Source organism: Actinophytocola xinjiangensis (assembly GCF_001921215.1).
Taxonomy (GTDB): domain Bacteria; phylum Actinomycetota; class Actinomycetes; order Mycobacteriales; family Pseudonocardiaceae; genus Actinophytocola; species Actinophytocola xinjiangensis.
Genome location: NZ_MSIF01000009.1, coordinates 171,681 through 198,377, shown reverse-complemented (window position 1 = coordinate 198,377; position 26,697 = coordinate 171,681). Strand labels below are relative to the sequence as shown.

Here is a 26,697-nt window from a genome sequence, read left to right as displayed (position 1 = left end):
GCCCAATACCGGCGGCCATTGTTAACACCTCTTAACCGTTGACCGGCCATCCCGCCAGCAGCACCGCCACCAGGGCCGTCCACCCCGTCTGGTGGGTCGCGCCGAGGCCCTCGCCGGTGTCGCCGTCGAAGTACTCGCTGAACGTGACGTGCTCGCTCCACAGCGGAGAGTCGCCGGACTCGACCCGCTTCCCGTCGGCCGGGCGGCGGCCGTCCGGGCCGGGCAGGAACAGCGACGCGAGCCGGCCCGACAGCTCACCCGCGGCCTCACCGAGAGTGACCCGGCGGCCGGAGCCGGTCGGCAGCTCCACGGTGAACGCGTCACCGTGGAAGGTGTCCACCGTATGCAGCGCCTGCACCAGCAGCGCGTTGGTCGGGAACCACACCGGGCCGCGCCAGTTCGAGTTGCCGCCGAACATCGGGGTGCGGGACTCGCCCGGCTCGTAGCCCACCCAGTGGGTGCGGCCGGCGATCTCCACCGTCAGCCCGTCGCGGTGGGCCGCGGACATCGAACGGATGCCGTGCGGGGACAGGAACTCCCGCTCGTCGAACATCCTGGTCAGCACGCGGTGCAGCTTGTCGTCGTCGAGCAGCGAGAGCAGCGCGCGGCGGCGGCCGTCCGGCTCGGTGCGCCAGCCGATGAACTGGCCGAACTCCGGCTGGTGGTGCAGCAGGTAGTTCAGCCGGGCGGCGAAGCGCGGCAGCTCGTCGAACACCCACGGCTCCAGCACGGCCGTGGCCAGCAGCGGGATCAGCCCGACCATCGACCGGACCCGCACCGGCAGCGACTCGACGGTGCCGTCGCCGTGCGGGCGGGACACCAGGTCGTAGCAGAAGCCGTCCCGCTCGTCCCAGATCCCGCGCGAGGCCGACCCGAACCGCGCCGACACCCCGGCGATGGACAGGAAGTGCTCGACGAACTTGGTGGCCACGTCCTCGTAGGCCTCGTCGTGGCGGGCCAGTTCCAGGGCCATCCGCATCAGGTGCAGCGCGTAGGTGGCCATCCAGGAGGTGGCGTCGGACTGCTCGAAACGCCAGCCGGCCGGCAGCGGCTCGGACCGGTTGACCGGGCCGATGTTGTCCATGCCGAGGAACCCGCCCTCGAACAGGTAGTTGCCCTCGGGGTCCTTGCGGTTGACCCACCAGGAGAAGTTCAGCAGCAGCTTGTGGAACACCCGCGCCAGGAAGGTGCGGTCCGGGGTGTCCTCGGCGTGGTAGACCTGTAACGCCGCCCACGCGTGCACCGGCGGGTTGACGTCGCCGAACTCCCACTCGTAGGCCGGCAGCTGGCCGTCGGGGTGCATCATCCACTCGCGACACATCAGCAGCAGCTGGTCCTTGGCGAACGCGGGATCGATGCTGGCGAAGGGCACCATGTGGAAGGCCAGGTCCCAGGCGGCGAACCAGGGATACTCCCACTCGTCCGGCATGGACAGCACGTCGGCGACGTCGAGATGTCGCCAGTGGACGTTGCGCGCGCCGGGCCCGAGGCGCTGCGCCGGGGCCGGCGGGTTGGCCGGATCGCCCTCCAGCCAGTGGCGTAACCGGAACCGGTAGACCTGTTTGGTCCACATCAGACCGGCCAGCGCCCGGCGGCGGACCAGGTCGCGCTGGGTCACCGGTGGCCCGCCGTGGAACTCGTCGGCCTCGGCGCGCCGCAGGTCCATCGTGGACCCGAAGGTGCTGCCGAACGCGCGGCCGTGCCCGTCGCCCCTGATCAGGCGTAACCGGACGGTCACCGACTCGCCGGGCGCGACCGCGTCGAAGTGGTACCAGGCGGCGGCCTTGGTCCCCGGCTGCGAGGCGGCGCCCGGCTCGACGACCTGACAGGAGTCCGCGGCCCCGCGCACGACGTGGTCGTCGATACCGGCCTTGGTGTAGCGGCTGGGGTTGCGGCCCCGGCCGAACAGCCCGATCTCGTCGGTCTCGTTGTCGGTGACCAGCATCGTCGGGTGTCCGCTGGCGTGCAGCGTGTACCGCCCGATCAGCGAGTGCTCGGCCACCACCCGGGTCCACCCCTTGTCGGTGGCCGCGATCAACGCCGGGCGGCGCGCGTCCCGACCCCACGACCAGGTGTTGCGGAACCAGAGCTGGGGCAACAGGTCCAGCCGGGCGTCGGCCGGCCCCTGGTTGGTGGCGGTCACCTCGACACACAGGTCGTCCGGCGCGGCCTTGGCGTAGGTGACGGTGACGTCGAAGAAACGGTTGTCGGCCAGCACACCGGTGTCCGACAGCTCCGGCTCCCGCCCGTCCCGGCCGGCCTCGGCGGCCAGCCGGCGCAGGTCGGCGTAGGGGAACTCGGCCTGCGGGTAGCGGTAGAGGACCTTCATGTAGGAGTGGGTGGGGGTGCCGTCGAGCACCCACCAGTGCTCCTTGACGTCCTCGCCGTGGTTGCCCTCGCCGTTGCTCAGCCCGAAGTAGCGTTCCTTGAGGATCGGGTCCCGCCCGTTCCACAGCGCCACCGCCAGGTTGAGGAACCCGTGCCGGTCACAGACCCCGGCGATGCCGTCCTCGCCCCACCGGTAGGCCCGGTCCCGCGCGTGGTCGAAGGAGAAGTAGCCCCAGGCGTTCCCGTCGGCCGAGTAGTCCTCCCGCACCGTCCCCCACTGCCGGGCGGCGAGATAGGGCCCCCACAGCCGCCACGGGGAGGTCATCTCACCCGAGTCGGCCAACCTGTCCCGCTCGGCCCCACTCATGACTTCCATGATGCCGGTCACCGAATCCGTCACCGTCGAGAGACGCTGGGTCGTATGCTCACCACGTACCGTGTCCGTTCAGTCACGGAGTGATGATCATGGGGGAACCAGTGGACGCCGGGCGCCTGCTCGGCCACATCGCCCAACCCACCCGCACCCGCGCCAGCTACGAGGACACCGCCAACGCCAGCGGCGGTGGCTTCTCCTTCGACGAGGACACCCTGCGTGACCTCGTCACGGACTGGCTCACCCTGGCCGACGAGTACCGCGAATCCGTGGTCCGAACGGACCAGCTGATCCTGATCCAGCCACCAGGACTCGATTTCGCGAGCGAGGCACAGACCAAGGCGGTCCACCGCCACACCGAGGCCTTCCTGCGCTACCTGGCGCACAACCACGACTACTGCCTGCGGCAGGCGCAGAACTTCCAGGACGCCCTGCACGACTACCTCGGCATCGAACGCCGCAACGTCCGCGATCTCCAGGACGCCGGCGACCCGGAGCGGTCCGGCCCCCTGCCCGGGATCTGACATGCGCATCCGAGAGCTGCTCACGGCCGTGGTGATCTGCCTGACCGCCGCCGGCTGCACGAGTACGAGTGTCGGCGAGCCGTCGGCGGCTGACCATCCCCCCTCCTCGCGGACCACCGAACCGTCAGCCACCGAGCCGCCGGCGGACGGGCTCCCCGCCGACGGGGCACCCAGGGTCGCGAACCCGCTGGACACCACGGCCTACCAGCGCGATCCCTGCCAGGCCCTGAACAGCGAGCAGACCAGGGAGCTTGCTCTTGAGGACCAAGGCACGGTCGAGGAGGGGGACGTGGGCCTCATCTGCGAGTGGCGCAGTCTGCGCGGCGAGCCGGCGGGGGTCGACATCTCGTCGCTCGACCGGAATCCCTACGGGCTGACCGGGGCGTACCGGGCCCAGAAGACCGGCGTTCTGAAGCTGTTCGAGGAACTTCCGGAGGTCGAGGGGCACCCGGCGGTGGCGTACGGGAGGAACGACCAGCGGGACGCCGGCGTGTGCGCCGTGCTCGTCGGGATGACCGACCAGCTCACCTTCGAGTTCGCGGTGCGGCTCTCCGCAGCCAACGTCGGCTCGGTGGACCCCTGTGAGATGGCGGTACAGGTGGCCGGGATGGCTGTGCGGAACATGAAGGGGGACCAGTGAACACCAATCCGTGGAACTTCCGCGCGTTGACGCCCTACGAGATCTATGTGCAGTTGCTGGGTGGACCGGGGTCAGGTCCGCTGAGCCTGGCTCAGCAGAGCATCAGCCGAGCGGCACAGCGGGAGGCTGAGCGCGCCGAGAGAATCCGGCGGCTGGCGGACAGGATCCGTGGCGGGTGGCAGGGCAGCGCCGGCGACGCGGCGTACGGCGCGGCCAGGCCGTTGGCCACCAACGCGATCGCGGGCAGTGAGCGGCTCGACATCGCGCAGGACCTGATGGCGCGACAGGCCGAGTCGTTCCACCGGGCGGCCAACAGCGTCCGTCCGGTGGCGGAGAAGCCGCCGGAGAGCAACATCCTGAACGACATGAAGCCGTTCGAGACCGACCTCGACCGGGAGATCAAGCAGTACCAGGCCGACGCCCGGCACAACATCGACGTGTTCGCCGGCTACGACAGCGACAGTCTGTACAACGAGACCAACATGCCGGACCGGTACTCGCTGGTCGACCACCCCGGCGACCTCATCACGGTGACGCCGTCGGAGTACCGGTCGGCAACGCCCGACGGCACCCGCACCGACGGCACCCGCGCGGACGACACCGCGGGTACGCGGGCGGCGGTCGGGAGCGGCGGCACGGGCACCGGTACCGGAGGCGGTACGGGAGGCGGTGCGACGCCGACGGCCGCCCAGGACGGCGTCGTGCCACCGGTGTCCACCGATCGGCCATCGGTGCAGGTGACCATGCCGGCCGGCCAGCTGCCGCCGGTGGGCGTGCCCGACCTGGTGGGCCCGGCCGGACGTTCCACCGGGACGGGCCTCGACGGCGCCGTCGCCGCCGGCGCGGTGCCGTTCGGACCGGGTTCCGGCGGTGGCCCGACCGCCCGGTCGGGCGGTGGCGGGTCGGGGATCCCCCGGTCCGGTGGCGGACCGGGCGGGGGACCAGGGGGCGGCCCCTCGGCCGGCAGACCCGGCGGCACCCGGGCCACCGCCGGGAGCGGCGCGGGGGCAAAAAAAAAAAAAAACACCAGCCGAGAATCCGAACTGGGCGAGATGTAAAGAGTAGTGTGCTTTTATTTTTCGTATTTTTTTATATTTGTGTCTTTTATTATTTATGTTTATTTTTTTTTTTTTTTTTTTTTTTTTTTTTTTGTTTTTTTGTTTTCTTTTTTTTTTTTTTTTTTCCGGTCGTCCCGCCGGGCACCCCGACCGGTGCGCTGGGCGGGGTGCCCGCGCTGACGGTGGTGGACCTGCTGGCCGCACCGGCCGGCGCGTGGCGCCGCCCGAGGATCGGGCCGGACTCGCTGGCGCTGCTGCGCTACCCACCGGCGGCGGGCCAGCCGCGCGGGGTGATGGTCTCGCACGCGAACCTGCTGGCCGGTGCCCGGCAGGTCGCCGGCCTGTTCGGCGCGGACGCCGACGCCGGGGTGGTCAGCTGGCTGCCGCCGCACCAGGACCTGGGGCTGCTGACCGGGGTGCTGCACCCGATCTTCGTCGGCAGCCGCGCCACACTGCTCGACCCGGACGAGGCGCGGCTGCGCCCGGCGCGGTGGCTGCGGCTGGTCGCCGACCGGCGGGCCAGGATCAGCGGCGGTCCGGACGCCGCGTTGGAGCGCTGCGCCGACCTGACCGACGCCGACCTCGCCGGCCTCGACCTGTCCGCCTGGGACGTCGCGTTCACCGACGCCGCACCGGCCACGATGGACCGGTTCGCCCAACGGTTGGCGGGCAACGGTTTCCGTCGCGGCGCGCTGTTCACCTGCTACTGGCTGACGGAGGCGACGTCGGTGGTCGCCGGCCGGCGGGCACCGGCGGTGACCTCGTTCGACGAGGACAGCCTGGCGCCGGGCCGGCTCGCCAGGCCACGCACCCCCGGCCAGCCGGTGCTGGACCGGGGGCGCGCCCCCGACGAACTGGACGTGGTGATCGTCGACCCGCTCACCGCGACCCGGTGTCCGGACGGGACGGCGGGCGAGATCTGGGTGTCCGGGCCCACCGTCGCCGTCGGCTACCTCGGGCGGCCGCAGGACAGCGAGCGGACGTTCTGCGCCCGGCTACGCGGCTCGACCGACAACTACCTGCGCACCGGTGACCTGGGCTTCGTCCACGACGGCGGCCTGCACGTCACCGGTCTGGCCGCCTAGGAACCGCCTAGAACTCGAACAGCGGGCCGGTGTGGGCGCGCAGCACGCACGGGTTGCTGAACTGCTCGCTCCAGTGCACGGTCTGGCCGCGCCACGTGCCGATCGCGACGGCCGTGACCTGGCGCAGTTCCATCGTGCAGGCGAACGACCCGGCGGCGGTCAGCTTGCTGAAGTCGCCGGCGGCGGCGGCCAGCGCGTCGCAGGCCGCCTTCGGGTCGGAGTGGTCGCCGCTGGGCGGGTCGCAGCGCAGGTCGACGCCGCGCGACTCGTCGTCGGGGCCCCAGACCAGCAGGGTGAGAGCCGACTCGTCGGCCGGGACGGAATCGATGACGGGATCGATGGAAGCGGTGGCCGGGGCGGCCGCGACGCACACGGCGGCCGCTGTGGCGGCCAGCACGCCGCCGAGCCGGAAGGATTTCATAGCGCCCACACTGGCCCGGCGCGCGCTCGACGTGGCAGCCAACTGGTCGGTAACGCCCGATCGTGTGGCCGGTGTGGGAACCTCGACCCATGAGGATCGCAGTCGCCGCCGACGAGCGGGTCGGGGTCGCCGAGGCCATCGTGGAGGAACTGCGCCGGCGGGGCCACGAGCCGCTGCCGCACGGCGCGCTGGCCGACGGCGAGCGCGACGACTGGGCGTGGGCCGCCGAGGCCGCCGCGCGTGACGTCGCGCAGGGCCGGGCCGACCAGGCGGTGGTGGCCTGCTGGACCGGGACCGGCGCGTCGATCGCGGCCAACAAGGTCGCCGGGGTGCGGGCGGCGCTGTGCGGGGACGCCGAGACCGCGCGCGGCGCCCGCCGGTGGAACGACGCGAACGTGCTGGCCCTGTCGCTGCGGCTGACCAGCGCCCCGGCGCTGACCGAGATCCTCGACGGCTGGTTCGCCGCCGCGCGCAGCGACGACGAGTCCGACCTGGCCAACATCCGGCACGTGGACGAGATCAGCCCTTCGGCATGACCTCGTGCGGCCGGTAGGGCGCCTCCAGGCGGGCGCACTCCCGCGCCGTGAGCGTCAGCTCGACCGAGTCGACCGCGTCGTCGATATGCCCGAGCCTGGTCGCGCCGACGATCGGGGCGGCGACCGCCGGCCGCGAGCGCAGCCAGGCCAGCGCGACCTGGGCCGGCGGCACACCGCGTTCGGCGGCGACCGCGCGGGTCACGTCCACGACGTCGAAGTCGTCGTCGGTGTAGAGCTGGTCGGCGAAGGCGTCGATGCCGGCGCGGGTGGTGTTGCGCACGCCGCCGCGCTCGCGGGTGCCGGCCAGCATGCCGCGCGCCAGCGGGCTCCACGGGATCACCCCGACGCCCTCGTCGGCGCACAGCGGCAGCATCTCGCGTTCTTCCTCGCGGTAGAGCAGGTTGTAGTACGGCTGCATGGACACGAACCGGGTCCAGCCGTTGGCCCGCGCCAGGTACTGGGCCTTGGCGAACTTCCAGGCGGGCATGGTCGACGCGCCGAGGTAGCGGGCCTTGCCGGCGCGCACGACGTCGTGCAGTGCCTCCAGGGTCTCCTCGACCGGTGTCTCGTCGTCGAAGCGGTGGATCTGGTAGAGGTCGACGTGGTCGGTGCCCAGCCGCCGCAGTGACCCGTCGATGGCGTCGAGGATGTGCTTGCGGGACAGGCCGCGGTCGTTGGGCCCGGGGCCGGTCGGGTAGTAGACCTTGGTGGCCAGCACGTAGTCCTCGCGCCGGGTGAACAGCCGGCGCAGCAGCGAGCCGGTGATCTGTTCGGTGAGCCCTTCGGAGTACATGTCGGCGGTGTCGAAGAAGGTCACGCCGCGCTCGACCGCGCGGGCCACGATCGGCTCGGCGGCGGCCTCGTCCAGGTACCAGGCGCGTCGCGCCGGGTCGCCGTAACTCATCATGCCGAGGCAGACCGACGACACCTTCAGCCCCGACGAACCCAGTCGCACGTATCGCACGAGTCCGTTCTACCCGTCGTTCAGACCGGGGGCAGCGGGTCGTACTGGATCCCGCGCCGAACGGTCCGCGCGTGATCGGCCCCGCCGAAGCGGGCGACGATGTGCAGCGCCATGTCGATCCCGGCCGACACCCCGGCGGAGGTCAGCACGTCGCCGTCGTCGACGAACCGGTCGTCGGGTCGGATCTCGACGGTGGGGTCGAGGCCGGCGAACTCGCCGATGACCGACCAGTGGCTGGTGGCCGGCCGGCCGCGCAGCAGCCCGGCGGCGGCGTAGACCATGGAGCCGGTGCACACGCTGGCCATGAGCGGCACGGTCGCCCGTTGGGCGCGGACCCAGTCGAGGTGGTCGGGGTCGGTGAGCAGCGGGCGGGTGCCGGCGCCGCCGGGGTGGATGAGGATCTCGCTGGCTGGCGCGTCGGCGAAGGAGTGCTGGGCGAGCACGTCCATCCCCTTGGAACAGTGGACGACACCGCCGTTGCGGGAGAGGGTGTGCACCGCCCAGCCGTCCTCGGGAAAGCGCTTGCACCAGTAGGCCAGGACCTCCCAGGGGCCTACCGCGTCGAGTTCCTCGACGTTGTCGAACAGCAGGATGCCGATGTGTCGCATGGGGTCATCCTGCCCGACCTCGTGATCAGCTGGCGGACCACGCGAGGTCGCGGCCGACGAAGGCGATCAGCCGGTCGTGCGGGGAGGCGTCCTGGGCGACGTCGCGCGCGTGGTCGAAGGCCTTGTCCGGGCCGCGCATGCTGTCCGGGACGATCGAGGTGACGCGCAGGGCGGCCTCGGCGAGGTCGTCGTCGAAGGTGACGTCGAAGCCGGCGGCGCGGGCGATGTCCCAGCCGTGCACCAGGACGTCGGCGAAGTTGACGGCGACGACGGTGCGGCCGTCGACCTCGAAGCCGGCGAGTTCGAACGTGCGGTCGAGTACCTCCTGGTCGTCGTAGGCGGCCAGGAAGGTGTCGCTGAGCGTGGCCAGGTTGTCCGATGTGGACTCCTGGCCGAGGCGGCCGAGCATGGTGTGGCCGTTGCTGACCATGTGGTCGACGATCTCGCTGATCGTCCAGCTGGTGCAGGGGGTCGGGACGCCGAGCTTGTCGGCGGCGACCCGGTCGAGCACGGCGGTCGTCGCGGCCGTCGCCCGGCGGTGGAGCGCGATCACATCCATTGTGAATACCCCTTTGTGAACGGTCGTGCTAAATGTTTGACCGTACGCTAGCGCTCATCCACAAGCGGTGTCCACAGGTGTGGAGAAAATGAGCACGATCGTCTAGTTTGTTGAGGTGATGGATGGGCGAGTCGCGCGTGGCGAGCAGACCAGGGCCAGCGTGCTCCTGCACGCGATGGGCATCGCGTCGGTCGAGGGCCTCGACGGCCTGTCGATCGGCCGGCTGGCCACCGAGCTGGCGGTGAGCAAGAGCGGCGTGTTCGCCAGGTTCGGCTCCAAGGAGGAGCTCCAGCTCGCCACGATCGCGGCGGCCAGGGAGGTGTTCGTCGACGCGGTGGTGCGCCCCGCGCTCGCCGGCCCGCCCGGCCTGGAACGCCTGTGGCGGCTGTGTTCGGGGTGGATCACCTACTCCCGCGACCGGATCTTCCCCGGCGGCTGCTTCTTCGCCTCGGTCTCCGCCGAGTACGACGCCCGGCCCGGCCGGGTGCGTGACGCCGTCGCCGCCGCGCTCGCCGAGTGGTCGGCGCTGCTGCGCCAGGCCGCCGGCGACGCGCTCCAGCTGGGCCAGCTGGTCCCCGCCGCCGACGCGCGGCAGCTGGCGTTCGAGCTGTCCGCGCTGGTCACCGCGGCCAATGCCGCGTCGGTGCTGCACAACGACGACACCGCCTACGACCTGGCGACCACCGGCGTCCTCGACCGGCTGCGCGGCCTGGCCACCGACCCGGCGGCGCTCAGGCGGTGAGGGCTTGGGCCATGGCGTGGGTGTCCTGGTACTCGCGCCAGTGGGTGACCTGCCCGTCGCGCACCCGCGCCACGGCGATGAACCGGGCGGCGGCGCGCCGGCCGGTGGTGAGCACCGTGCCGGCCAGCTCGTACTCGATGACCAGGGTGTCGCCGGCGCCCTGCACGGCAACTGGGACGCCGACCTCCGCGACCGCACCCTGGCCGTCGTGTTCGCCGGCCTACGGCCCTGACCCGCAGGTCGGACCGACCGGCCAGCGATGGCCGGCGAGATGCCTCCTCCCGTGCCCCCGGCGTCCCTAACGTGGATCGTCCGACGACAGGAGGGACGAGGCGTGGCGACGAAACGACGATGGCCGGGCGCGATCGCGGGCGGGGTGGTCCTGGTGCTGGGGCTGACCGTGTCCCCGGCCGCCGCCGTGGCGCGGGACGACGTGGCGCGGGACGACCACGCGGCCACCCAGGCGGCGCTGGACCGGTACAAGGCCGTCGGCGGGCCAGGCGCCGCCGTGTACGCCGGCGACGCCACCACCGCGTGGACGCTGACCGCCGGCACCGCGAAGATCGGGCAGCAGCGGCCGATCACGGCCACCGACCACTTCCGGGACGGCAGCCAGACCAAGACGTTCACCGCGGCCGTGGTGCTCCAACTGGTCGACGAAGGGCTGGTCGAGCTGGACACGCCGGTCGAGGCGTACCTGCCCGGCGTGCTGACCGGGAACTACGACGGCGGCGTCATCACCACCCGCCAGCTCCTCCAACACACCAGCGGAATGGTGCGTGACGTCCGCGACCCGAACCCGGCGCCGGACGGCACCTACGAGCTCGCCGAACTGGTCCGCTCCGCCATGGACGAGCCGCCGCTGGCCGAGCCCGGCGCGGCGGTCGAGTACTCCAACGTCGGCTACCTGGTGCTGGGCCTGCTGGTCGAGCGGCTCACCGGCCAGTCCGTCGGCGACGCGATCACCGCGCGGATCATCGAACCGCTCGGGCTCACCGCGACGTCCTTCCCGGCCAGGGGGCAGCGCGCGCTGCGCACTCCGTTCCTGCCCGGGTACCTCATCGTGCGGATTCCGCCGCTGGTGTTCTGGCACGAGAACACGACCGGGGTCGAGCTGTCGGTCTACTCCTCGGCCGGTGCGATGGAGTCCACGCTGGCCGACTCGGCGACGTTCTTCCGCGCGCTGGCCGACGGTGACGTCGTGTCCCCGGCTGCGCTGGCCCAGATGCGCGACACCGTGCCCTACCTCAACGGCTACGGCATGGGCCTGGGGCTCAACGACCGGACACTGTCCTGCGGCGGCACCGTCTGGTTCAAGCACGGCGCCGCGGAGACCGGGCACACGTCGGTGACCGGGGTGACCGACGACGGCCGGTTCGCCTCGCTGGTCACGAACTCCTTCGCGACCGGCACGGAGGTGGCGGCGCTGGCCGACGCGGTGCTCGACGCCGCGCTCTGCGACTGAGTGACGGGGCTGGCCCTAGTGTTCGACGCCGTTGACCAGGCGGTAGCCGGTGACGATCTCGGGGTAGATGCGGATCGTCTCGACGCCGTGGGCCTCGATCAGGGGGGCCAGCCTCGACTCGTAGGCGGCGATCTCGTCGAGGTCGAGGACCCGGCGGGCGACGCCGGTGACCGTGACGCTCCAGCCGGTTCTGGCGTGCACGTCGATCTGGTCGGCCTGGTAGGCCACCACCGACCCGGCGCACTCGGCGCCGATGTGGGTGCGGACGACGACCATGCCGTCGTCGATCAGGTGGCTCACCGGGAGGATGGCGGGCAGGGCGCGCACCGTGTACACGATCCGCCCGATCGGCACCAGGTCGAGCAGCCGAAGTGACTCCGGACGCGTCAGCTCTGCCGCTCTGCGTGGCTCGCCGCGCAACCGGTCACCTCCCTTGCTCGTCCCCGAAGCGGGTCGCTCCGAGCGAGGAGCCTCCGTGAGGCGCGCCTGTCGCGCCAGGGCACAACGACCGCGCCCCCGGCGGGACCTTCGACTCTTTTCGGTCAGCCGGCCAGCCGGACGCCGGTCACCGCGAACCGTTCCACATCGACGGCATGCCCGCCAGTGGCCGCGACGATCGTCAGCGTGGCGTTGCTCGCACCCTTGATCGACACGGGCTGCGACCACGGGGTGTTCTCCCCGCCGGCCGACAGGCAACACACGTCGCCGACGGGCGCCGGCGCGGTCGGATCGAGGACCCGGACGTGGATTCCCTCGTCGACACCGGTGATCCGGCCGCCGACGGTGACCGGTGAGGTGACCGTCGAGCCGTAGCCGGGTTCGGTGAGCGTGAGTGAGTCGTCGATCGTGCCGACGACCTCCCACGGCGCGTCCGGGCCCTCGCCCCAGCGCACCAGGTGCACCACGGCCGAGGTCGCCGGCCGGGACGACTCGAGCTGGTACCCGATCGTGACTTTCGCCTCGCTCTCACCGATGTCGCTGGTGACGACGGTGTCCAGGCCGGTGAAGCCGAGGTAGTCGGTGGTGAACGCGACGGCGGTGGCCTGCGCGTCGCGGTGCCACGGCGCGGCGTCCGGCGCGGCCTGCCACTGCCGTACCTGTTCGTAGCCGCTGAACGGCCACAGCGGCAGGCCGTCCAGCGCGAGATCCGCCCGCGCCCCGGCCGGCGGCGCCGGTTCGGACGGCGACGACGGCGACGACGGCGCCGCGGAGGTCGTGGAGGTCGAGGGGATCGAGGTCGGCGCGGGTTCGGCGCGCTCCGGTGCGGTCTGGGCGTCGCAGCTGGTGACGAGCACGACCGCGAGGATCGCGGCCGACACCAGTGCGTGGCGCTGGTAGGTGCTCATAAATGAGCAGACGGACGACACCCCCGACAGGTTGCCCACGACCGGGTGGGACATGGCTCCACAGCGCCACCGTTGATCACTTCGGGTAACGGTGGTAACACTGTGTTGACGATCACCGATAGCCGAAATGCTGAAGGGGTCACCTTCCGCACCCATCGTTTCCCTGGACGGTCGGTTGCCATGCCAGACGCGCCTGAACCGGAGGGCCTGATTCTCGACGGCCTGCTCGGCGACCTGCAGCGCCGGCTGACCGAGATCGTGCGGACCCGGGACCGGTTGCAGGGCCTGCTGGACGCCGTGGTCGCGGTCGGGGCCGGTCTGGAGCTGGAGGGCACGCTCAACCGGATCGTGCACACCGCCGTCGAACTGGTGGACGCGCGCTACGGGGCGCTCGGCGTGCTCAGCCAGGACCGCCACGAACGACTCTCCGAGTTCGTCACCGTCGGCATCGACGGACAGACCAAGGACTCGATGGGCCACCTGCCCGAGGGCCGGGGACTGCTCGGCGTGCTGATCGAGAACCCGCACCCGATCCGCGTGCCGGACCTGACCGAACACCCCGCCTCGGTCGGCTTCCCGCCCAACCATCCGCCGATGCGCAGCTTTCTCGGCGCCCCGATCCGTGTCCGTGGCGAGATCTTCGGAAACCTCTACCTGACCGAGAAACGCGGCGCCGCCGAGTTCACCGCCGACGACGAGGTGGTGCTCCAGGGGCTGGCCGCCGCGGCCGGTGTCGCGGTGGAGAACGCCCGCCTGTTCGAGGAGTCGCGGATGCGCGAGCGCTGGCTGGTGGCCTCCGGTGAGGTCAACGCCGCGCTGCTGGGCGGGGCGTCCAGTCAGGACGCCCTGACGCTGATCGCCCGGCGTGCCCGCGAACTGTCCCGTTCGGACTGTGCGCTGATCCTGCTGGTCGACCCGCCCGAACACGTCGTGGTCCGCGCCGGGGCCGGCGAGCACGGCGAACGCCTGCTGGGACTGCGGGTTGCGGCCGACGAACGGCTGGTGGCCGGCCTGTTCCAGGGTGGTACCTCGGAGCTGATCCCCGACCTCGCCCAGCTGATGCCGGCCGGCCCGAGCGCGACCGGCGGCGAGTTCGGTCCGGCCGTCGCCGTCCCGCTCGGCAAGGACAACGTGGCCGGCGGTGTGCTGCTTGCCATGCGGGACAAGGGATCCGAGCAGTACCGGCGCGACCAGCTGCCGCTGTTCGCACTGTTCGCCGATCAGGCGGCGGTGGCGATGGAGCTGGCCGAGAAGCACCGCGCCCAGCGTCAGCTCGACGTGCTGGCCGACCGCGACCGGATCGCCGGGGATCTGCACGACCACGTGATCCAGCGTCTGTTCGCCACCGGCATGAGTCTGCAGGGGACGGTCCGCCGGATCACCGACCCGGACGTCAGCGAGCGCGTGAGCCGTGCGGTGGAACAACTCGACGAGACCGTGCGGGAGATCCGCACGTCGATCTTCGACCTGCACACCACCGGCACCGACTCCTCGGCGAGCCTGCGCCGCCGCATGCTCGACATCGTCGACGAGGTCAGTGCCGACGCCGAGGTGACGCCGTCGGTGCGGATCTCCGGCGCGGTGGACACCCTGGTGCCCGACCAGTTGGCCGCGCACGCGACGGCCGTGCTGCGCGAGGCGTTGAGCAACGCCGTGCGGCACTCGCGTGCCGGGACGATCGTGGTGACCGTGGAGGCCGGCGTCGACCTGGTCATCGACGTCGTCGACGACGGTGTCGGCTTCCCGCCGGGGGTCGCCCGCAGCGGGCTGCTCGGCATCGAACGTCGCGCCGCCCGCCGTGGTGGCTCACTCACCGTGACCCCCGGGCCGGAGGGCGGCACGCGCCTCACCTGGCGGGTGCCGCTCGCGAGTGCGTAGTCGAGTGCCTGGTCGGGTGGCTAGTCGTGCGGGCGGCGGGACTTCAGTTCGGCGGCCAGGACGGCGGCCTGGGTGCGCCGCTGCATGCCGAGCTTGGCCAGCAGGTGGGAGACGTAGTTCTTGACGGTCTTCTCCGCCAGGTAGAGCCGTTCGGCGATCTGGCGGTTGGTCAGGCCCTCACCGATGAGGTCGAACACGGCGCGTTCCTGGTCGGTCAGCCCGGCCAGCGGACCCTTGCCGTCGCTGCCGTGACGCAGGCGTTTCATCAGTGCCTCGGTGGTGCGCCCGTCGAGCAGTGACCCTCCGGCGCCGACCGTGCGCAGTGCGGTCTTGAGGTCGTTGCCGAGAACCTGTTTGAGTACGAATCCGGACGCGCCGGCCATGATGGCGTTCAACAACGCCTCGTCGTCGGGGAACGACGTCAGGATCAGGCAGCGCAGTTCCGGTTGCCGGGAGCGCAGTTCGCGGCACAGCTGGACGCCGTTGCGTTCCTCGTTGCGTTCGCCGAGGCGTACGTCGAGCACGGCGACGTCGACCTGGCTGGCGGGGATGCGGGCGAGCGCTTCGTCGTAGGAGGACGCCTCGCCGACGATCTCGATGTCGGGCTCGTCCTCGAACAGGTCGGCGATACCACGGCGGACGATCTCGTGGTCGTCAACCAAGAAGATCCGATAAGGCACCTGGCTATATACCATAATCGCACACTTGATCGCAACGATTTTGTGGTTGTTGTCACGGTTAATTCTGAGTATCCGCAGGTAATGGTGTGCCCAAGATCGCGTCGGGCTGATTCCGGGAAAGGCCTCTGTTAGGTTCCATTGGTATGTCCGGAAAGCACGCCAACCGTGCCAAGGGCGACCAGCGAGGGGTGGCGGATCGAGTGATCGACGAACCGTCTGTTTCGGACGGTGCGGCGATCTGGAGGATCGCCCGCGATTCTGGGAAACTTGATCTCAACTCCTCTTACGCTTACCTCATGTGGTGCCACGATTTCGCCGGCACCTCCGCCGTGGCCCGGGTTGGCAACGATGTCGTCGGCTTCGTCATCGGGTATCTCAGACCCACGAGACCGGACACGGTCGTCGTGTGGCAGATCGCGGTCGACGCCTCCCAGCGCGGCCGTGGCACAGCGGGTGAGCTGCTCGATGCCCTGGTCGGGCGGCTGATCGAGCAGGGGGTGCGTCACCTGGAGACCACCATCACGCCCGACAACGCCGCGTCCAACGCGTTGTTCGCCGCCCTGGCAAGACGCTGGGGGACGACCATGGACACCGCCGGAACGTTCGACGCCGGCGAGTTCCCAGATGAGCACGAGTCCGAGGTCCGGTTCCGCATCGGACCGTTTCCCGCCGCGCCCGGAGTGCGCGCGGCCTCGTAGCTCATTTCCGATCCCATTGCGTGACAACGCATTTATGCGTCATCAGCAGGGGAAAGATCCGTTCGAGGAGCATCGTGAACGTATTCGAGTCGGTCGAATCGGAAGTGCGGAGTTACAGCCGGGGGTGGCCGGTGGTGTTCGATCGGGGCACCGGGTCCTGGCTGTACGACGAGGACGGCAACGCCTACCTCGACTTCTTCGCCGGTGCCGGAGCGCTCAACTACGGGCACAACAACCCGGTACTCAAGCATGCGCTCGTCGACTACATCATGCGCGACGGCGTCACGCACTCGCTGGACATGCAGACCGTCGCCAAGCGTGACTTCCTGGAGACCTTCACCGACGTCGTCCTCGGTCAGCGGAACCTGGACTACAAGATCATGTTCCCTGGTCCGGCCGGGGCGAACGCCGTCGAGGCCGCGCTGAAGCTGGCCCGCAAGGTCACCGGCCGCGAGTCGATCATCAACTTCACCAACGCGTTCCACGGGATGACCCTCGGTGCGCTGTCGGTGACCGGCAACTCGATGAAGCGCGGCGGCGCCGGCATCCCGCTGGTGCACGCCACCCCGATGCCCTACGACAACTACCTCGACGGCAAGGTCGAGGACTTCCTCTGGTTCGAGCGCCTGCTCGAGGACAGCGGCTCCGGGCTCAACGAGCCGGCCGCGGTCATCGTGGAGACCGTCCAGGGCGAGGGCGGCATCAACGTCGCCCGCGACGAGTGGCTGCGTGGCCTGGCCGACCTGTGCAAGCGCCACGACATCCTGCTGATCGTCGACGACGTGCAGATGGGCTGCGGCCGTACCGGCCCGTTCTTCAGCTTCGAGTCCGCCGGCATCACCCCGGACATCGTCTGCCTGTCCAAGTCCATCGGCGGCTACGGGCTGCCGCTGGCGCTCACGCTGTTCCGCCCGGACCTCGACATCTGGGAGCCCGGCGAGCACAACGGCACCTTCCGCGGCATCAACCCGGCCTTCGTCGCCTCCACCGAGGCGCTGCGCACCTACTGGCGTGACGACAAGCTGGAGAAGAGCACGCTGGCCAAGGGTGAGCAGGTCGAGCGGGTGATGACCGAGCTGGCGCAGGTCCACCCCGGCACGCCGATGTTCGCCAAGGGCCGTGGCCTGGCGCGCGGCCTGTCGTTCGAGACCGGCGAGCTGGCCACGAAGGTCTGCCGCGCGGCGTTCGACCGCGGCCTGCTGATGGAGACCTCCGGCCCCGACGGCGAGGTCGCCAAGGTCATGCCGCCGCTGACCGTCACCGACGAGGAGCTCGCCGACGGGCTCGACCGTCTGACCGCGGCCGTCAACCAGGTTTGTGCCTGACCGGGATCCCAAGGGAGACAACATGATCGTCCGATCGGTCAACGACCTCGACGACACCGAGCGGGACATCAAGACGCCGAACTGGCGCAGCAAACGCATCGTGCTCGCCAAGGAGGGCGTCGGGTTCTCGGTGCACGAGACCACGCTCTACCCCGGCACGGTGAACGACTTCTGGTACGCCAACCACATCGAGGCCGTGTTCGTCGTCGAGGGCGAGGGCGAGCTGCTCGACAAGGAGACCGGCCAGACCTACCAGCTCGGCCCGGGAAGCCTGTACCTGTTGGACAAGCACGACCACCACCAGCTGCGGCCGCGTACCCAGATGCGGACCGTGTGTGTGTTCAACCCGCCCGTGACCGGGCGCGAGGTCCACGACGAGAACGGCGTCTACCCGCTGATCGTCGAGCAGGACCCGAAGGAGATGGAGGGGACGAGCGCATGACGCTCACCGAGACCGGGACCGCCGATCCCTATCCCACAAGGATGTCCGGCGATCCCGAGCTGCTCGACCGTGACGAACCAACCGTGTGGGAGTCGGGAATGGCGGGTCCGATCGACCCGGCCACCCTGGCCGCCCACGACAGCCGTGGCTACTCGACCCACCCGGACCTGCTCAGCGCGCCGGAAGTGGCCGCGTTCCAACACGAACTCGACCGGTTACCGTCCACGCTGGACGACGACCCGCGCATGATCACCGAGGACGGCGAGGTCCGCACCATCTTCGAGGTGCACCGGATCAGCCCGCTGATCGGCGAGCTGGCGTCCGACCCGCGCGTGCTGGACCGCGCCCGCCAGATCCTCGGCTCGGACGTCTACGTCCACCAGAGCCGCGCGACCTACCTGCCGGCCTTCGAGGGCCGGGGCAACTTCTGGCACTCCGACTTCGAGACCTGGCACGCCGAGGACGGCATGCCGGTGCCGCGCGCGGTGAGCATGTCGATCGCGCTCACCGACCACCACCCGTTCAACGGCGGCCTGATGATGATGCCGGGCTCGCACCGCACGTTCGTCCCGTGCGCGGGCGCCACCCCGCCCGAGCACTGCCGCACGCCGCTGGGCGGCGGCGACACCGGCACCGAGATCGGTGTGCCGAGCCCGTCGCACGTGACCAGCCTGGCCAGGGCGTACGGCATCGACCCGTACACCGCGCCGGCCGGCACCGCCGTCATGTTCGACGCGAACCTGATGCACGGCTCGGGCAACAACATCACCCCGTTCCCCAGGTCCACGATCTTCCTGGTCTTCAACAGCGTCGAGAACCCGCTGCTGCGCCCGTACGGCGGCACCGCGCCCAGGCCAAGGCACATGGCCTGCCGGGAGGCCGTCCCGCTGCGCCGCTGAACCGAACCAGCGGGGAAACCAGGCACCACCAGCACATACCGACCGCCCGTTAGGCCATCCGGATGACGTCTTCGTCCCGGAGATCGCGCCGCCGGCCCGTGAGGCCGTACCTTGTGGGGCGTCGGCCGGGCGATACAGGGTATGCCCGGGTGTAACTGGGGGGTGGTGACCCGTGGCCGACCGAACGAACGCGTCACGAGCCGCCGCATCGGGCACCGGCCCGCGCTTCTGCCTGCTCGGACCGGTCCAGGTGCTCGTCGACGAGCGCCCGGTGCCGATGGGTGGGCCGGGCATGCGCGGGGTGCTGGCGATGCTGCTGCTCGAACCGAACCAGGTGGTGCCGCTGGACCGGATGGTCGACGTGCTGTGGGCGCACGAGCCACCGGCCAGCGCGCGGACGATGGTGCAGGGCTACGTCTCCGGGCTGCGTCAGCGGCTGGCCGCCGTCGCGGCCATCGGCGAGGTCCGGATCACCACCACGCCGCCGGGCTATCGGCTGGTGGTGGACGAGTCGCTGATCGACGTCACGCTGGCCCGTGACCTGCTCGCCGAGGCCGCCGGTACGCCGCCGGCCCGGCGCGCGGAGCTGCTGCGCGCGGCGCGGGCGCTGTGGCGGGGACCGGAGCTGGCCGACGTCAGCAACCGGGTCACCGCCCCGGAGCTGACCGAGCTGCGGCTGGCCGTGCTGGAGGCCCGCTTCGACGCCGAGCTGGTGCTGGGCCGCCACCACGAGATCATCGGTGAGCTGACCCAGCTGGTCGACGAGCAGCCCTTCCGGGAGCGGCTGGTCGGCCAGTTGATGCTCGCGCTGTACCGGGCCGGCCGGCGGGCCACGGCCCTGGCGGCCTACCAGCGTTTCGCCCACCGCGCCTCCGACGAGCTGGGCCTGGACCCCGGCCCGCGACTGCGGGCGCTGCACGTGCGGATCCTGCGTGACGACTCGTCGCTGCTCGAACCCTCACCAGAGCCGGTGGTCTCGCCCCGGCTCGGCGTGCTCGTGCCGGCGCAGCTGCCACGGACCCCGTCCGGGTTCGCCGGCCGCGAGGAGGAGCTGGACTGGCTCAACCGGCTGCTCACCGGCGGGCACCGCCCGCCGGGGGCGCCGGCGATCGGCGTGCTGGCCGGCGCGGCCGGGGTCGGCAAGACCGCGCTGGCGGTGCTCTGGGGCCACCGGGTGGCCGACCGGTTCCCCGACGGCCAGCTCTTCGCGCACCTGCGCGGTTTCGACGGCCGGCACGCGCCGGTGTCCTCGGCCGACGTGCTCACCCGGTTCCTGGTGGCGCTGGGCGTCGGCGCGCAGGACGTGCCGACCGAGGTCGAGGAGCGGGTGGCGCTCTACCGTTCGATCCTGGCCGACCGGCGGGTGCTGGTGCTGCTCGACGACGCCCGGGACGCCGAGCAGATCGAGCCGCTGCTGCCGCCGGCCTCGGCGTCGATGGTGCTGGTGACCACCCGGGTCCGCCCGGACGCGCTGGTGGCGCGAACCGGTGCGCGCCTTCAGGTTCTCGGCACGCTGGCGGCCGGCGCGGCCGAGCAGGTGCTGGAGCTGATCGCCGGCGCGCCGGCGCAGGGTCGGGACCGGGAGCTGCGCCGTCGGCTGGCCCGGCTGTGCGGGCACCTGCCGCTGGCGTTGCGGATCGCGGGTGCGCGGCTGGCCGGCGGCCCCGGCTGGTCGGTGGCCGACCTGGTCACCGAACTGGCCGACGAGCGCAGCCGGCTGTCGGTGCTGGACCTGGCGGATCCGGCGACCAGTGTGCGGGCCGCGCTGGACGTCACCTACCGCAGTCTGCATCCGGACCTGGCCGGGCTGGTGTGTCTGCTGGGTCTGTTCCCCGGCACGCGGATCGGCCCGTACCCGGCGGCGGCGTTGGGTGGCACCGACGTCGACCTGGCGCGCCGGCGATTACGCGCGCTGGCGGCGTCGTTCGTGGTGACCGAGGCGAGCCGGGAGGTGTTCCTGATGCACGACCTGGTGCGGCTGCACGCCGCCGAACGCGCCGCCGGTGAGCTGTCCGAAGTGGACAAAGCGGACGCGCGTCGCCGGTTGCTGCACTACTACCTCGTCGGTGCGGACCTCGCGCACCGCCGGCTGCGCCCCGACCGCCACGACGAACCGCCGCTGGCCGAGAAGTTCCCGGACACGCCCCGTGTTCCGATGACCACGCCGGGCGAGGCCGTCGACTGGATCGAGCAGGAGTGGACGAACCTGTTGGCAGTGGTGGAATCCGGGCTCGACAGCGGCCAGGACGAGGAGATCGTGCAGCTCGCGCGGATGGCCAGCGAGTTCGCCGAGGGCACCAGGACCCTCGGTCCGGTGGGTCTGAGCCGCGCGGTGCGTCTGGTCGTTTAGCGAACAGTTAGCCGATCGGCGTCGCCAGCTGGCAGGCTGCGCCGCGGTACTCGTTGTCCCGGAGCCTGATTCTCGAGTGCCTGGGCGGCACTGCCAACGTGGGGGTGTGCTGCCCGAGCGAACCGGCCGGCACCGTGGGGGACGTGTGCCGGCCGGTCGTCGCTTTCCTCCCGGTTCGCTCAGGCGGTCGCGCGCCCGTTGTGCCGGTGTTGGTCGACGATGGGCCCGAGCTCCGGGCGCTTGGGCCGGATGCCGTCGCCCATCGACTCGCCGCGCAGCTGGCGGCGGACCCAGGGCAGCAGATAGGTGCGGGTCCACGCGAGGTCGGCCTGGCGCAACCGGAGCCACGGCATCGCCGGCTCCGGCGGCAGCGGGTCACGCCAGTCCTCGGTGACCGACACGCCGAGGACCTCGGCGGTGCGTAACGCGATCCGGCGGTGGCCCTCGGGGGAGAAGTGCAGCCGGTCGTCGCTCCAGGCCCGCAGGTCGGCCAGCACCGGCATCGCCCACAGGTCGACGACCCGGGCGTTGTGCCGGTCGGCGATCGCCCGCAGGTGCGCGTTGTAGATCCCGACCTTGCCGCGAACCCGCCGCACGACGGGCTGGCTGCGCGGGTCGGGGCCGGTGAACACGACCACGTCGCAGCCGGCGGCGCGCAGACGCACCACGGCCTGCTCGAACTCGTTGGCGATGTGGTCGACGTCGCTGCCCGGCACGATCAGGTCGTTGCCGCCGGCGCACAGGGTGACCAGGTCGGGTTTGGCCTGCTCCACCACGGGAACCTGCTCCTCGACGACCTCCCTGAGCAGTTTGCCGCGTACGGCCAGGTTGGCGTACGTGAAGTCCGGGTCACTGGTGGCCAGGGTCTCGGCCAACCGGTCCGCCCAGCCGACGTACCCGCCGTCGAGTGCCTCGTCGCCGACCCCTTCGGTGAAACTGTCCCCAATGGCCACCCAGCTCGACAACCGCGACATGGCCGCCTCCCCTCCCGCGAAACCCACTCCAACCCCTTCCTCTAATCCTTCAGGATGCCGTGTCATTCCCGCCGCGCGCCAGCGTTTAAGCACGGTCGGAGTCGGTACCATGCTGGGGGTTACCGTCCGATCACGGAGGGGATCTCATGTACGTCGATCAGAACGCCACGGAGGGCCGGTCGGACCCGTCCGGTACGACCGACGCGGGCATGGCCGGCTCCGGTCTCGACGGCATCGTCGAGGCGGCCGGCACCGGTCAGGTCCGGGTCGCCCAGCTCACCGGAACAGCGACGATGCAGGCCCTGGCGGCCGTCCAGGAGCAGGTGGACACGTTGCGCCGGTTGGCATCCGGCGAGTCCGAGACACGTCTCGGTGGCGGATACGCCGAGCGGATCGACCGCTTCAACCGGGACTGGACGGTCGCCGGTGACGGCTCGGCGACCGAGGTGATGGACCGGTTCAGCGAGCAGTTGGGCCGATTGCGCGAGGCCGTGGCGCTGAGCATGGTCGCCTACCAGGACAGCGATTCGGACGCCGAGCACCACGTGGGCATCGCGGGCGAATCTCTGTAACCGATTATGTGAGCGCATCGTTGCGATGATGTTGTCCGACCGGAACGTGTGACCCGCCGGTTGGGGCGTACAGGTGAATGTGGGCGCAAGAGGTGCCCACGGAAATTCCGCTGAGTAAGCTGCACAACGTCATCGGTCGATCACCAAGGGGTACGGATGACCGTTCACGGTGAGCGCGACATCCCGGCGGCGGGCGAGGTCAACCCCGCCGCCTACGACCACGAGACCCTCAAACGCTGGACCGACGAGGCCGACACCGGCGCCGCGCAGGCGGTCGCCGACACGTGGACCTCGACGGGAGCGGCGCTGGTCGAGGCGGCGGAGACGTTGCGTCGGGCGGCGAGCGACTCCGAGGCGGGCTGGGCCGGCCCGGCCGCTGCGGCGATGCGGGCCAGGCTGGCCGAGATCGCCGACTGGAGCGCGAACACCGGCGGTCAGATCACCGCCGCCAGCGCGTCGATCGCCCGGCAGGGCGAGGCGGCCGAGGTCGCCAGACGGGCGATGCCCGACCCCGTCCCGTACGACCCGGCGCAGCTGATCCGCGACGCCGGCGAGGACGGCCCGCTGGCACTGGCCGGCCTGCCGCAGCGCCTCTACAACCAGAAGCAGCTGCATGATGCCGCCCACGAGGACGCCGTTCGGGTTGTCGCGCAACGGGATCGCGCGATGGGTGGGGCGGCCGGCGAGGTCGTGGTGTTCGACCGTCCGCCGCTGCTGGACGGGGGATGAGGATCGAACTCTCGGTCGCCGCACTCGACATCCTGTGGGAGGACCTGAGCCTGGGCCGGCCGCCGTTCCCCCTGGAGATCCCCAGCCACGGCGACACCGCCGCCATCCGCGCGCGCATCCGCACGGCCGTCTACGACGACCTGGCCCGCCGCGACCTGGCCGACGGCACCCGCCCGGACGACGCCCTGGTCGAGAAGCTGCGCCTGCTGGCCGACCCGGCCGCCGCCGTCGACCTGGTGGCCCTGCTCGACCTGACCGACAGCCAACCGCTGCGGGCCGTCGCGGCCGTCCGTGGCCGGCACGGACTCGTTGCCGTGCAACGGAAGCTGACGGTGTCGCTGCGCGGCACCCGGGAGGACCTGGCGATCCCGGCGCTGCTGCGGCTGCTGCCGCACGCCCGCGCCGGCAGCGCGACGTCGGTCACCCGCCCGGCGTCGACCTTCGCCAACGCCGAACGCCTGGTGCACGTCGGCGGGGTGCTGAGCACCGCGACCGCCCCCGGCCCGCGCCCGCCCGGCCGGGTCGTGCGCGCCGGCCAACTGGGGGTGACCAGCGTCGACGAGTCCGGCCGCCGCCACAGGGGCCCCGGCCTGGGCTGGTTCGACACCGACGACGGCCGCTACGCCACGACGATGACCCGAGGGCCGGACGGCGCCGACTGGGTCACCGTGTGGCCGGCCGACAACGACCGGCTCGCCCACCGGTTGACCGAGTCCCTGCGGCCGTTAGACCTGGCGAGGGCCGATGAGGCAGGCTGGCAGCGTGACGTCGACCGCCGAGGACCAACTGGGTCTGCGTGAGCTGCTGGGCGGGCGGCGCGGCGCCGTCGACGCCAGCATCCCGCCGGTCGTGTTCGTGCTGGGCTGGCTGCTGTCGGGTCGGTCGATCGGTTGGGGCGCCCTGGCGGCGGTGGCGGCCGGTGTCGCGGTCGGCGGCTACCGGCTGGCCAGAGGCGGGCGGGTGACCGCGGCCCTGGCCAGTGTCGGCGCCGTGGCCGCCGCCGCGCTGATCGCCCTGTACACCGGCCGGGCGCAGGACTTCTTCTTCGTCCAGGTGCTGAGCAACGCCGCCAGCGCGGTGGCGTGGGCGGTGAGCATCCTCGTGCGCTGGCCGCTGCTGGGCGTGGTGGTCGGCCTGGTCCTGGGGCAGAAGACCCGCTGGCGCAGGGATCCCGCGCTGGTCCGGGCCTACGGGCGGGCCAGCTGGGTCTGGGTGTTCGGCCAGTACACGCTGCGGCTGGTCGTGTTCGGGGTGTTGTGGTGGTCGGGCTGGGTGGTGGCCCTCGCCGTGGTCCGGGTGGCCCTGAGCTGGCCGTTGATCGCCGCGACGATCGGGGTCAGTGCCGTGGTCCTGCGCCGGTCACTGCCCCGCGATCACCCCGGGCTGCGTCACCCGGTCACTGGGACCATGGGCCGGTGACCGAACAACCAGTGCGCTGGACCAGGGCGAGCGTGTACCCCGACATGTGGGTCGACCCGGACGACGATCCGCGCAACCTTGAGGAGGGCGCACCGGAGGGTGAGCTGGCGACGCTGCGCGACTTCATCGTCAACTACCGGTTGACGCTGGTGCTCAAGTGCGAGGGCCTTGATCCCGAGCAGCTGGCCCGCCGGTCGGTGCCGCCGTCGACGATGTCGTTGCTGGGCCTGCTGCGCCACCTGGCCGAGGTGGAGCGGGACTGGCGGGACTGGCTCACCGACGGCGAGCCGCTGCCCCGCCTCTACGGCCCGCACGACGCCGACTTCGACGGCGCGGTCGCCGACCAGGCGGTGGTCGACGCCGCCCGCGCCGATCTGGCCAGGGAGCAGGCCGCGACCGACGCCGTGCTGGCCGGGTTCGCCGACCTCGGGGCGCGGGTGGGCAAGAAGCGGGTGGTGGTCCGGGAGGTGCTGGTGCACATGGTCGACGAGTACGCCCGGCACTGCGGGCACGCCGACCTGCTGCGTGAACGCGTCGACGGTCGCGTCGGCCAGTAGTGGCTCAGTAGCGCGGGCGGGGGGCGTGCGGGCCGGCCACGGTCAGTGCCGCGAGCCACGCGGCGCCCAGGGCCCCGTCGGGGGCGAACAGGACCGGCGCCTCGGTGCGGGCGGCGAGTGTCGCGCGCAGCGCGGCGCCCACGGGGCTGTCCGGGCCGATGACGCTGCCGGTCAGGACGACCGGGGTGCGTTCGTCGGGGGCGCGGGCGGTCTGGGCGTGGCTGGCCAGGTGTTCGGCGGCCCGGGTGACGATGTCGGCGGCCCGCTCGTCGGTGTCGGCCAGGTCGCTGACGGTCGTGGCGAAGCGGGCCAGGTTGATCGGTGGCTCGGCGTTCACCGAGGTGATCAGGTGGCTGATCGTCTTGAAGTCCACTGTGGACTGATGGGGCACGGTCGCGGCCAGTACGGCGCTCGCCAGCGGGCCCGGCGTCTGGCCGGCCTGCAGCCCCCGCAGCGTCAACCGGACGGCCTCACGGCCGATCCAGTACGCCGAGCCCTCGTCACCCAGCAGCCAGCCCCAGCCGTCGACCCAGGTCGTCTTGCGGTGGTCGACGATCCGGGCGGCGACCGCGCCGGTGCCGCCGATCACCACCGTGCCGTCCGGCTCGGCCGTCGCCGACGCGAACGCCACCTCCGCGTCGCTCACGATCGTGATCGCGCACCCGACCCCGGCGTGGCGCAGCGCGTTCTCGAACGTCGCCAGGACGACCGGGTCGGTGAACCTGCTCTCCCCGGCGATCCCCAGCACGCACGCCCGCGGCGCGGCGACGCCCACCAGTGACTCGCGCACCGCCTCGGCCACCCGTTTGGCCGCGAGGTCGGTGGGGTGTGAGTTCGGGTTGCCGCCGCCGGAGCGTCCCCGGCGCAGCACCGTCCCGTCGGGCCCGACGGCCAGCGCCCGGGTCGAGGTCCCGCCGACGTCGACGCCGACGACCGTCCCGTCCGTCCCGCTCGTCGGCGCGCTCATCGGGGGGCCTCCGCGGGGACCAGGCCGGGGCCGGGGTCGAACCGCACGCGTTCGGCGGTGAGCGCCTCCCCGCACTGCGTGCAGTTCACGTCGGCGCTCGTCGGCCGGTCGCAGTCGAGGTGGTGCAGCAGGGCCGGCGGGCCGGTGCCGTCATCCAACCAGCGGTCACCCCATCGGATGATCGCGGCCAGCGCGGGGAAGAAGTCGCGGCCCATGTCGGTGAGCGCGTACTCGTGGCGGACCGGCCGGTCCTGGTAGCGCACCCGTTCCAGCAGCCCGGCGCCGGTGAGCCGGTCGAGGCGCTCGGTCAGCGTGTTGCGCGCGATGCCGAGCGCGGCCTGGAACTGGTCGAACCGGCGCACGCCGTGGAAGGCCTCACGCATCACCAGCAGCGTCCACTGGTCGCCGAGCAGGTCCATGGTTCTGGCGATGGAACACGGCCAGCGGGCGAACGAGGTCCTTCGCACTCCGGGAAGTGTAGGGCGCGCGAGCCCCGACCGTAATGCGCCGAACGCGTGCATCGCCTGGTACGGGTGACCCCGGCCGCTGGGTGCGCAA

General features: G+C 71.4%; 30 protein-coding genes. 18 read left to right on the top strand and 12 right to left on the bottom strand.

Annotated elements, in window-relative coordinates; genetic code table 11:
- Positions 1-31: 31 nt before the first annotated feature.
- Positions 32-2,695 (bottom strand): MGH1-like glycoside hydrolase domain-containing protein, encoded by a 2,664-nt coding sequence (locus tag BLA60_RS19870; RefSeq protein WP_245812065.1) that lies wholly within the window; start codon positions 2,693-2,695, stop codon positions 32-34.
- Positions 2,696-2,793: 98 nt separating this feature from the next.
- On the opposite strand from BLA60_RS19870, the gene BLA60_RS19865 reads away from it, so the two are divergent.
- From BLA60_RS19865 to BLA60_RS19850, 4 genes are read left to right on the top strand one after another with little or no spacing between them, the layout of a single operon-like run.
- Complete coding sequence (locus tag BLA60_RS19865; protein ID WP_154814462.1) at positions 2,794-3,225, top strand: hypothetical protein; 432 nt, start codon at positions 2,794-2,796, stop codon at positions 3,223-3,225.
- Between the two features lies 1 nt (position 3,226).
- Complete coding sequence (locus BLA60_RS19860; protein ID WP_075134419.1) at positions 3,227-3,865, top strand: DUF3558 domain-containing protein; 639 nt, start codon at positions 3,227-3,229, stop codon at positions 3,863-3,865.
- Positions 3,862-4,923: a PPE domain-containing protein gene (locus tag BLA60_RS19855; protein WP_075134418.1), complete on the top strand. Its 1,062-nt coding sequence runs from the start codon at positions 3,862-3,864 to the stop codon at positions 4,921-4,923. The genes BLA60_RS19860 and BLA60_RS19855 overlap by 4 nt, the downstream gene beginning before the upstream one ends.
- A gap of 8 nt (positions 4,924-4,931) precedes the next feature.
- Entirely contained in the window at positions 4,932-6,008 is a 1,077-nt protein-coding gene (locus tag BLA60_RS19850) for an AMP-binding protein (RefSeq protein ID WP_084735110.1), read from the top strand.
- Between the two features lie 7 nt (positions 6,009-6,015).
- Here BLA60_RS19850 and BLA60_RS19845 read toward each other — a convergent pair whose 3' ends face one another.
- A complete protein-coding gene (locus BLA60_RS19845) occupies positions 6,016-6,429 on the bottom strand; it encodes an SSI family serine proteinase inhibitor (protein ID WP_075134416.1) in 414 nt (137 codons plus the stop codon).
- Between the two features lie 89 nt (positions 6,430-6,518).
- Here BLA60_RS19845 and BLA60_RS19840 point away from each other — a divergent pair, with 89 nt between their 5' ends.
- Positions 6,519-6,965, top strand: coding sequence for an RpiB/LacA/LacB family sugar-phosphate isomerase (locus BLA60_RS19840; protein ID WP_075134415.1), 447 nt, complete (start codon positions 6,519-6,521; stop codon positions 6,963-6,965).
- Here BLA60_RS19840 and BLA60_RS19835 read toward each other — a convergent pair.
- The 3 genes from BLA60_RS19835 to BLA60_RS19825 are packed head-to-tail and all read right to left on the bottom strand — an operon-like array spanning position 6,949 to position 9,096.
- Complete coding sequence (locus tag BLA60_RS19835) at positions 6,949-7,929, bottom strand: aldo/keto reductase (RefSeq protein ID WP_075134414.1); 981 nt, start codon at positions 7,927-7,929, stop codon at positions 6,949-6,951. The two genes, BLA60_RS19840 and BLA60_RS19835, sit on opposite strands and share 17 nt — an antisense overlap.
- A 20-nt stretch (positions 7,930-7,949) precedes the next feature.
- Positions 7,950-8,537: a DJ-1/PfpI family protein gene (locus BLA60_RS19830; protein ID WP_075134413.1), complete on the bottom strand. Its 588-nt coding sequence runs from the start codon at positions 8,535-8,537 to the stop codon at positions 7,950-7,952.
- 25 nt (positions 8,538-8,562) lie between these two features.
- A complete protein-coding gene (locus tag BLA60_RS19825; protein WP_075134412.1) occupies positions 8,563-9,096 on the bottom strand; it encodes a TIGR03086 family metal-binding protein in 534 nt (177 codons plus the stop codon).
- 118 nt (positions 9,097-9,214) lie between these two features.
- Between BLA60_RS19825 and BLA60_RS19820 the strand changes: the two genes are divergently transcribed.
- Positions 9,215-9,838, top strand: a complete 624-nt coding sequence (locus BLA60_RS19820; protein WP_075134411.1) for a TetR/AcrR family transcriptional regulator — start codon at positions 9,215-9,217, stop codon at positions 9,836-9,838.
- Here BLA60_RS19820 and BLA60_RS43415 read toward each other — a convergent pair.
- Complete coding sequence (locus tag BLA60_RS43415; RefSeq protein ID WP_154814461.1) at positions 9,828-10,004, bottom strand: nuclear transport factor 2 family protein; 177 nt, start codon at positions 10,002-10,004, stop codon at positions 9,828-9,830. The two genes, BLA60_RS19820 and BLA60_RS43415, sit on opposite strands and share 11 nt — an antisense overlap.
- 168 nt (positions 10,005-10,172) lie before the next feature.
- Here BLA60_RS43415 and BLA60_RS19810 point away from each other — a divergent pair, with 168 nt between their 5' ends.
- Complete coding sequence (locus BLA60_RS19810) at positions 10,173-11,303, top strand: serine hydrolase domain-containing protein (protein WP_075134410.1); 1,131 nt, start codon at positions 10,173-10,175, stop codon at positions 11,301-11,303.
- A gap of 15 nt (positions 11,304-11,318) precedes the next feature.
- Here the strand turns inward: BLA60_RS19810 and BLA60_RS19805 are convergent, their stop codons facing one another.
- Together BLA60_RS19805 and BLA60_RS19800 are read right to left on the bottom strand one after the other, a co-directional pair.
- Entirely contained in the window at positions 11,319-11,723 is a 405-nt protein-coding gene (locus tag BLA60_RS19805; RefSeq protein WP_075134409.1) for a pyridoxamine 5'-phosphate oxidase family protein, read from the bottom strand.
- A 122-nt stretch (positions 11,724-11,845) separates the two neighbouring features.
- Entirely contained in the window at positions 11,846-12,649 is an 804-nt protein-coding gene (locus tag BLA60_RS19800) for a hypothetical protein (RefSeq protein WP_075134408.1), read from the bottom strand.
- A gap of 180 nt (positions 12,650-12,829) precedes the next feature.
- Between BLA60_RS19800 and BLA60_RS19795 the strand changes: the two genes are divergently transcribed.
- Positions 12,830-14,527 (top strand): sensor histidine kinase, encoded by a 1,698-nt coding sequence (locus BLA60_RS19795; RefSeq protein ID WP_075134407.1) that lies wholly within the window; start codon positions 12,830-12,832, stop codon positions 14,525-14,527.
- Between the two features lie 20 nt (positions 14,528-14,547).
- Here BLA60_RS19795 and BLA60_RS19790 read toward each other — a convergent pair whose 3' ends face one another.
- Positions 14,548-15,222 carry a response regulator transcription factor gene (locus BLA60_RS19790; protein WP_075134406.1) on the bottom strand — a complete coding sequence of 225 codons (675 nt, stop codon included), beginning with the start codon at positions 15,220-15,222 and terminating at the stop codon, positions 14,548-14,550.
- A gap of 128 nt (positions 15,223-15,350) precedes the next feature.
- Between BLA60_RS19790 and ectA the strand changes: the two genes are divergently transcribed.
- From ectA to BLA60_RS19765, 5 genes are all read left to right on the top strand, one after another.
- On the top strand, positions 15,351-15,905 hold the full coding sequence (gene ectA, locus BLA60_RS19785; protein WP_075134405.1) for a diaminobutyrate acetyltransferase: 555 nt from the start codon (positions 15,351-15,353) through the stop codon (positions 15,903-15,905).
- Between the two features lie 74 nt (positions 15,906-15,979).
- Complete coding sequence (gene ectB, locus BLA60_RS19780) at positions 15,980-17,230, top strand: diaminobutyrate--2-oxoglutarate transaminase (protein WP_075134404.1); 1,251 nt, start codon at positions 15,980-15,982, stop codon at positions 17,228-17,230.
- A gap of 22 nt (positions 17,231-17,252) precedes the next feature.
- A complete protein-coding gene (locus tag BLA60_RS19775) occupies positions 17,253-17,672 on the top strand; it encodes an ectoine synthase (protein WP_075134403.1) in 420 nt (139 codons plus the stop codon).
- Positions 17,669-18,571, top strand: coding sequence for a phytanoyl-CoA dioxygenase family protein (locus BLA60_RS19770; protein ID WP_075134402.1), 903 nt, complete (start codon positions 17,669-17,671; stop codon positions 18,569-18,571). Before BLA60_RS19775 ends, BLA60_RS19770 begins: the two co-directional genes overlap by 4 nt.
- Positions 18,572-18,743: 172 nt before the next feature.
- Complete coding sequence (locus tag BLA60_RS19765; protein WP_075134401.1) at positions 18,744-20,921, top strand: AfsR/SARP family transcriptional regulator; 2,178 nt, start codon at positions 18,744-18,746, stop codon at positions 20,919-20,921.
- 179 nt (positions 20,922-21,100) lie between these two features.
- Here the strand turns inward: BLA60_RS19765 and BLA60_RS19760 are convergent, their stop codons facing one another.
- Entirely contained in the window at positions 21,101-21,895 is a 795-nt protein-coding gene (locus tag BLA60_RS19760) for an SGNH/GDSL hydrolase family protein (RefSeq protein WP_075134546.1), read from the bottom strand.
- A gap of 146 nt (positions 21,896-22,041) precedes the next feature.
- Between BLA60_RS19760 and BLA60_RS19755 the strand changes: the two genes are divergently transcribed.
- From BLA60_RS19755 to BLA60_RS19735, 5 genes are all read left to right on the top strand, one after another.
- A complete protein-coding gene (locus tag BLA60_RS19755) occupies positions 22,042-22,467 on the top strand; it encodes a hypothetical protein (RefSeq protein ID WP_075134400.1) in 426 nt (141 codons plus the stop codon).
- 156 nt (positions 22,468-22,623) lie between these two features.
- A complete protein-coding gene (locus tag BLA60_RS19750; protein WP_075134399.1) occupies positions 22,624-23,196 on the top strand; it encodes a PPE domain-containing protein in 573 nt (190 codons plus the stop codon).
- The gene (locus BLA60_RS19745) at positions 23,193-23,996 is read left to right on the top strand and encodes an ESX secretion-associated protein EspG (RefSeq protein ID WP_075134398.1); all 804 of its coding nucleotides are present in this window, start codon (positions 23,193-23,195) and stop codon (positions 23,994-23,996) included. The genes BLA60_RS19750 and BLA60_RS19745 overlap by 4 nt, the downstream gene beginning before the upstream one ends.
- The gene (locus tag BLA60_RS19740) at positions 23,941-24,615 is read left to right on the top strand and encodes a DUF3159 domain-containing protein (RefSeq protein WP_075134397.1); all 675 of its coding nucleotides are present in this window, start codon (positions 23,941-23,943) and stop codon (positions 24,613-24,615) included. The genes BLA60_RS19745 and BLA60_RS19740 overlap by 56 nt, the downstream gene beginning before the upstream one ends.
- Positions 24,612-25,172 (top strand): DinB family protein, encoded by a 561-nt coding sequence (locus BLA60_RS19735; RefSeq protein WP_075134396.1) that lies wholly within the window; start codon positions 24,612-24,614, stop codon positions 25,170-25,172. Before BLA60_RS19740 ends, BLA60_RS19735 begins: the two co-directional genes overlap by 4 nt.
- 4 nt (positions 25,173-25,176) lie before the next feature.
- On the opposite strand, the gene BLA60_RS19730 is transcribed toward BLA60_RS19735, so the two are convergent.
- A complete protein-coding gene (locus BLA60_RS19730; protein WP_075134395.1) occupies positions 25,177-26,139 on the bottom strand; it encodes an N-acetylglucosamine kinase in 963 nt (320 codons plus the stop codon).
- Positions 26,136-26,606 (bottom strand): winged helix-turn-helix transcriptional regulator, encoded by a 471-nt coding sequence (locus BLA60_RS19725; RefSeq protein WP_075134394.1) that lies wholly within the window; start codon positions 26,604-26,606, stop codon positions 26,136-26,138. Before BLA60_RS19725 ends, BLA60_RS19730 begins: the two co-directional genes overlap by 4 nt.
- Positions 26,607-26,697: the final 91 nt, after the last annotated feature.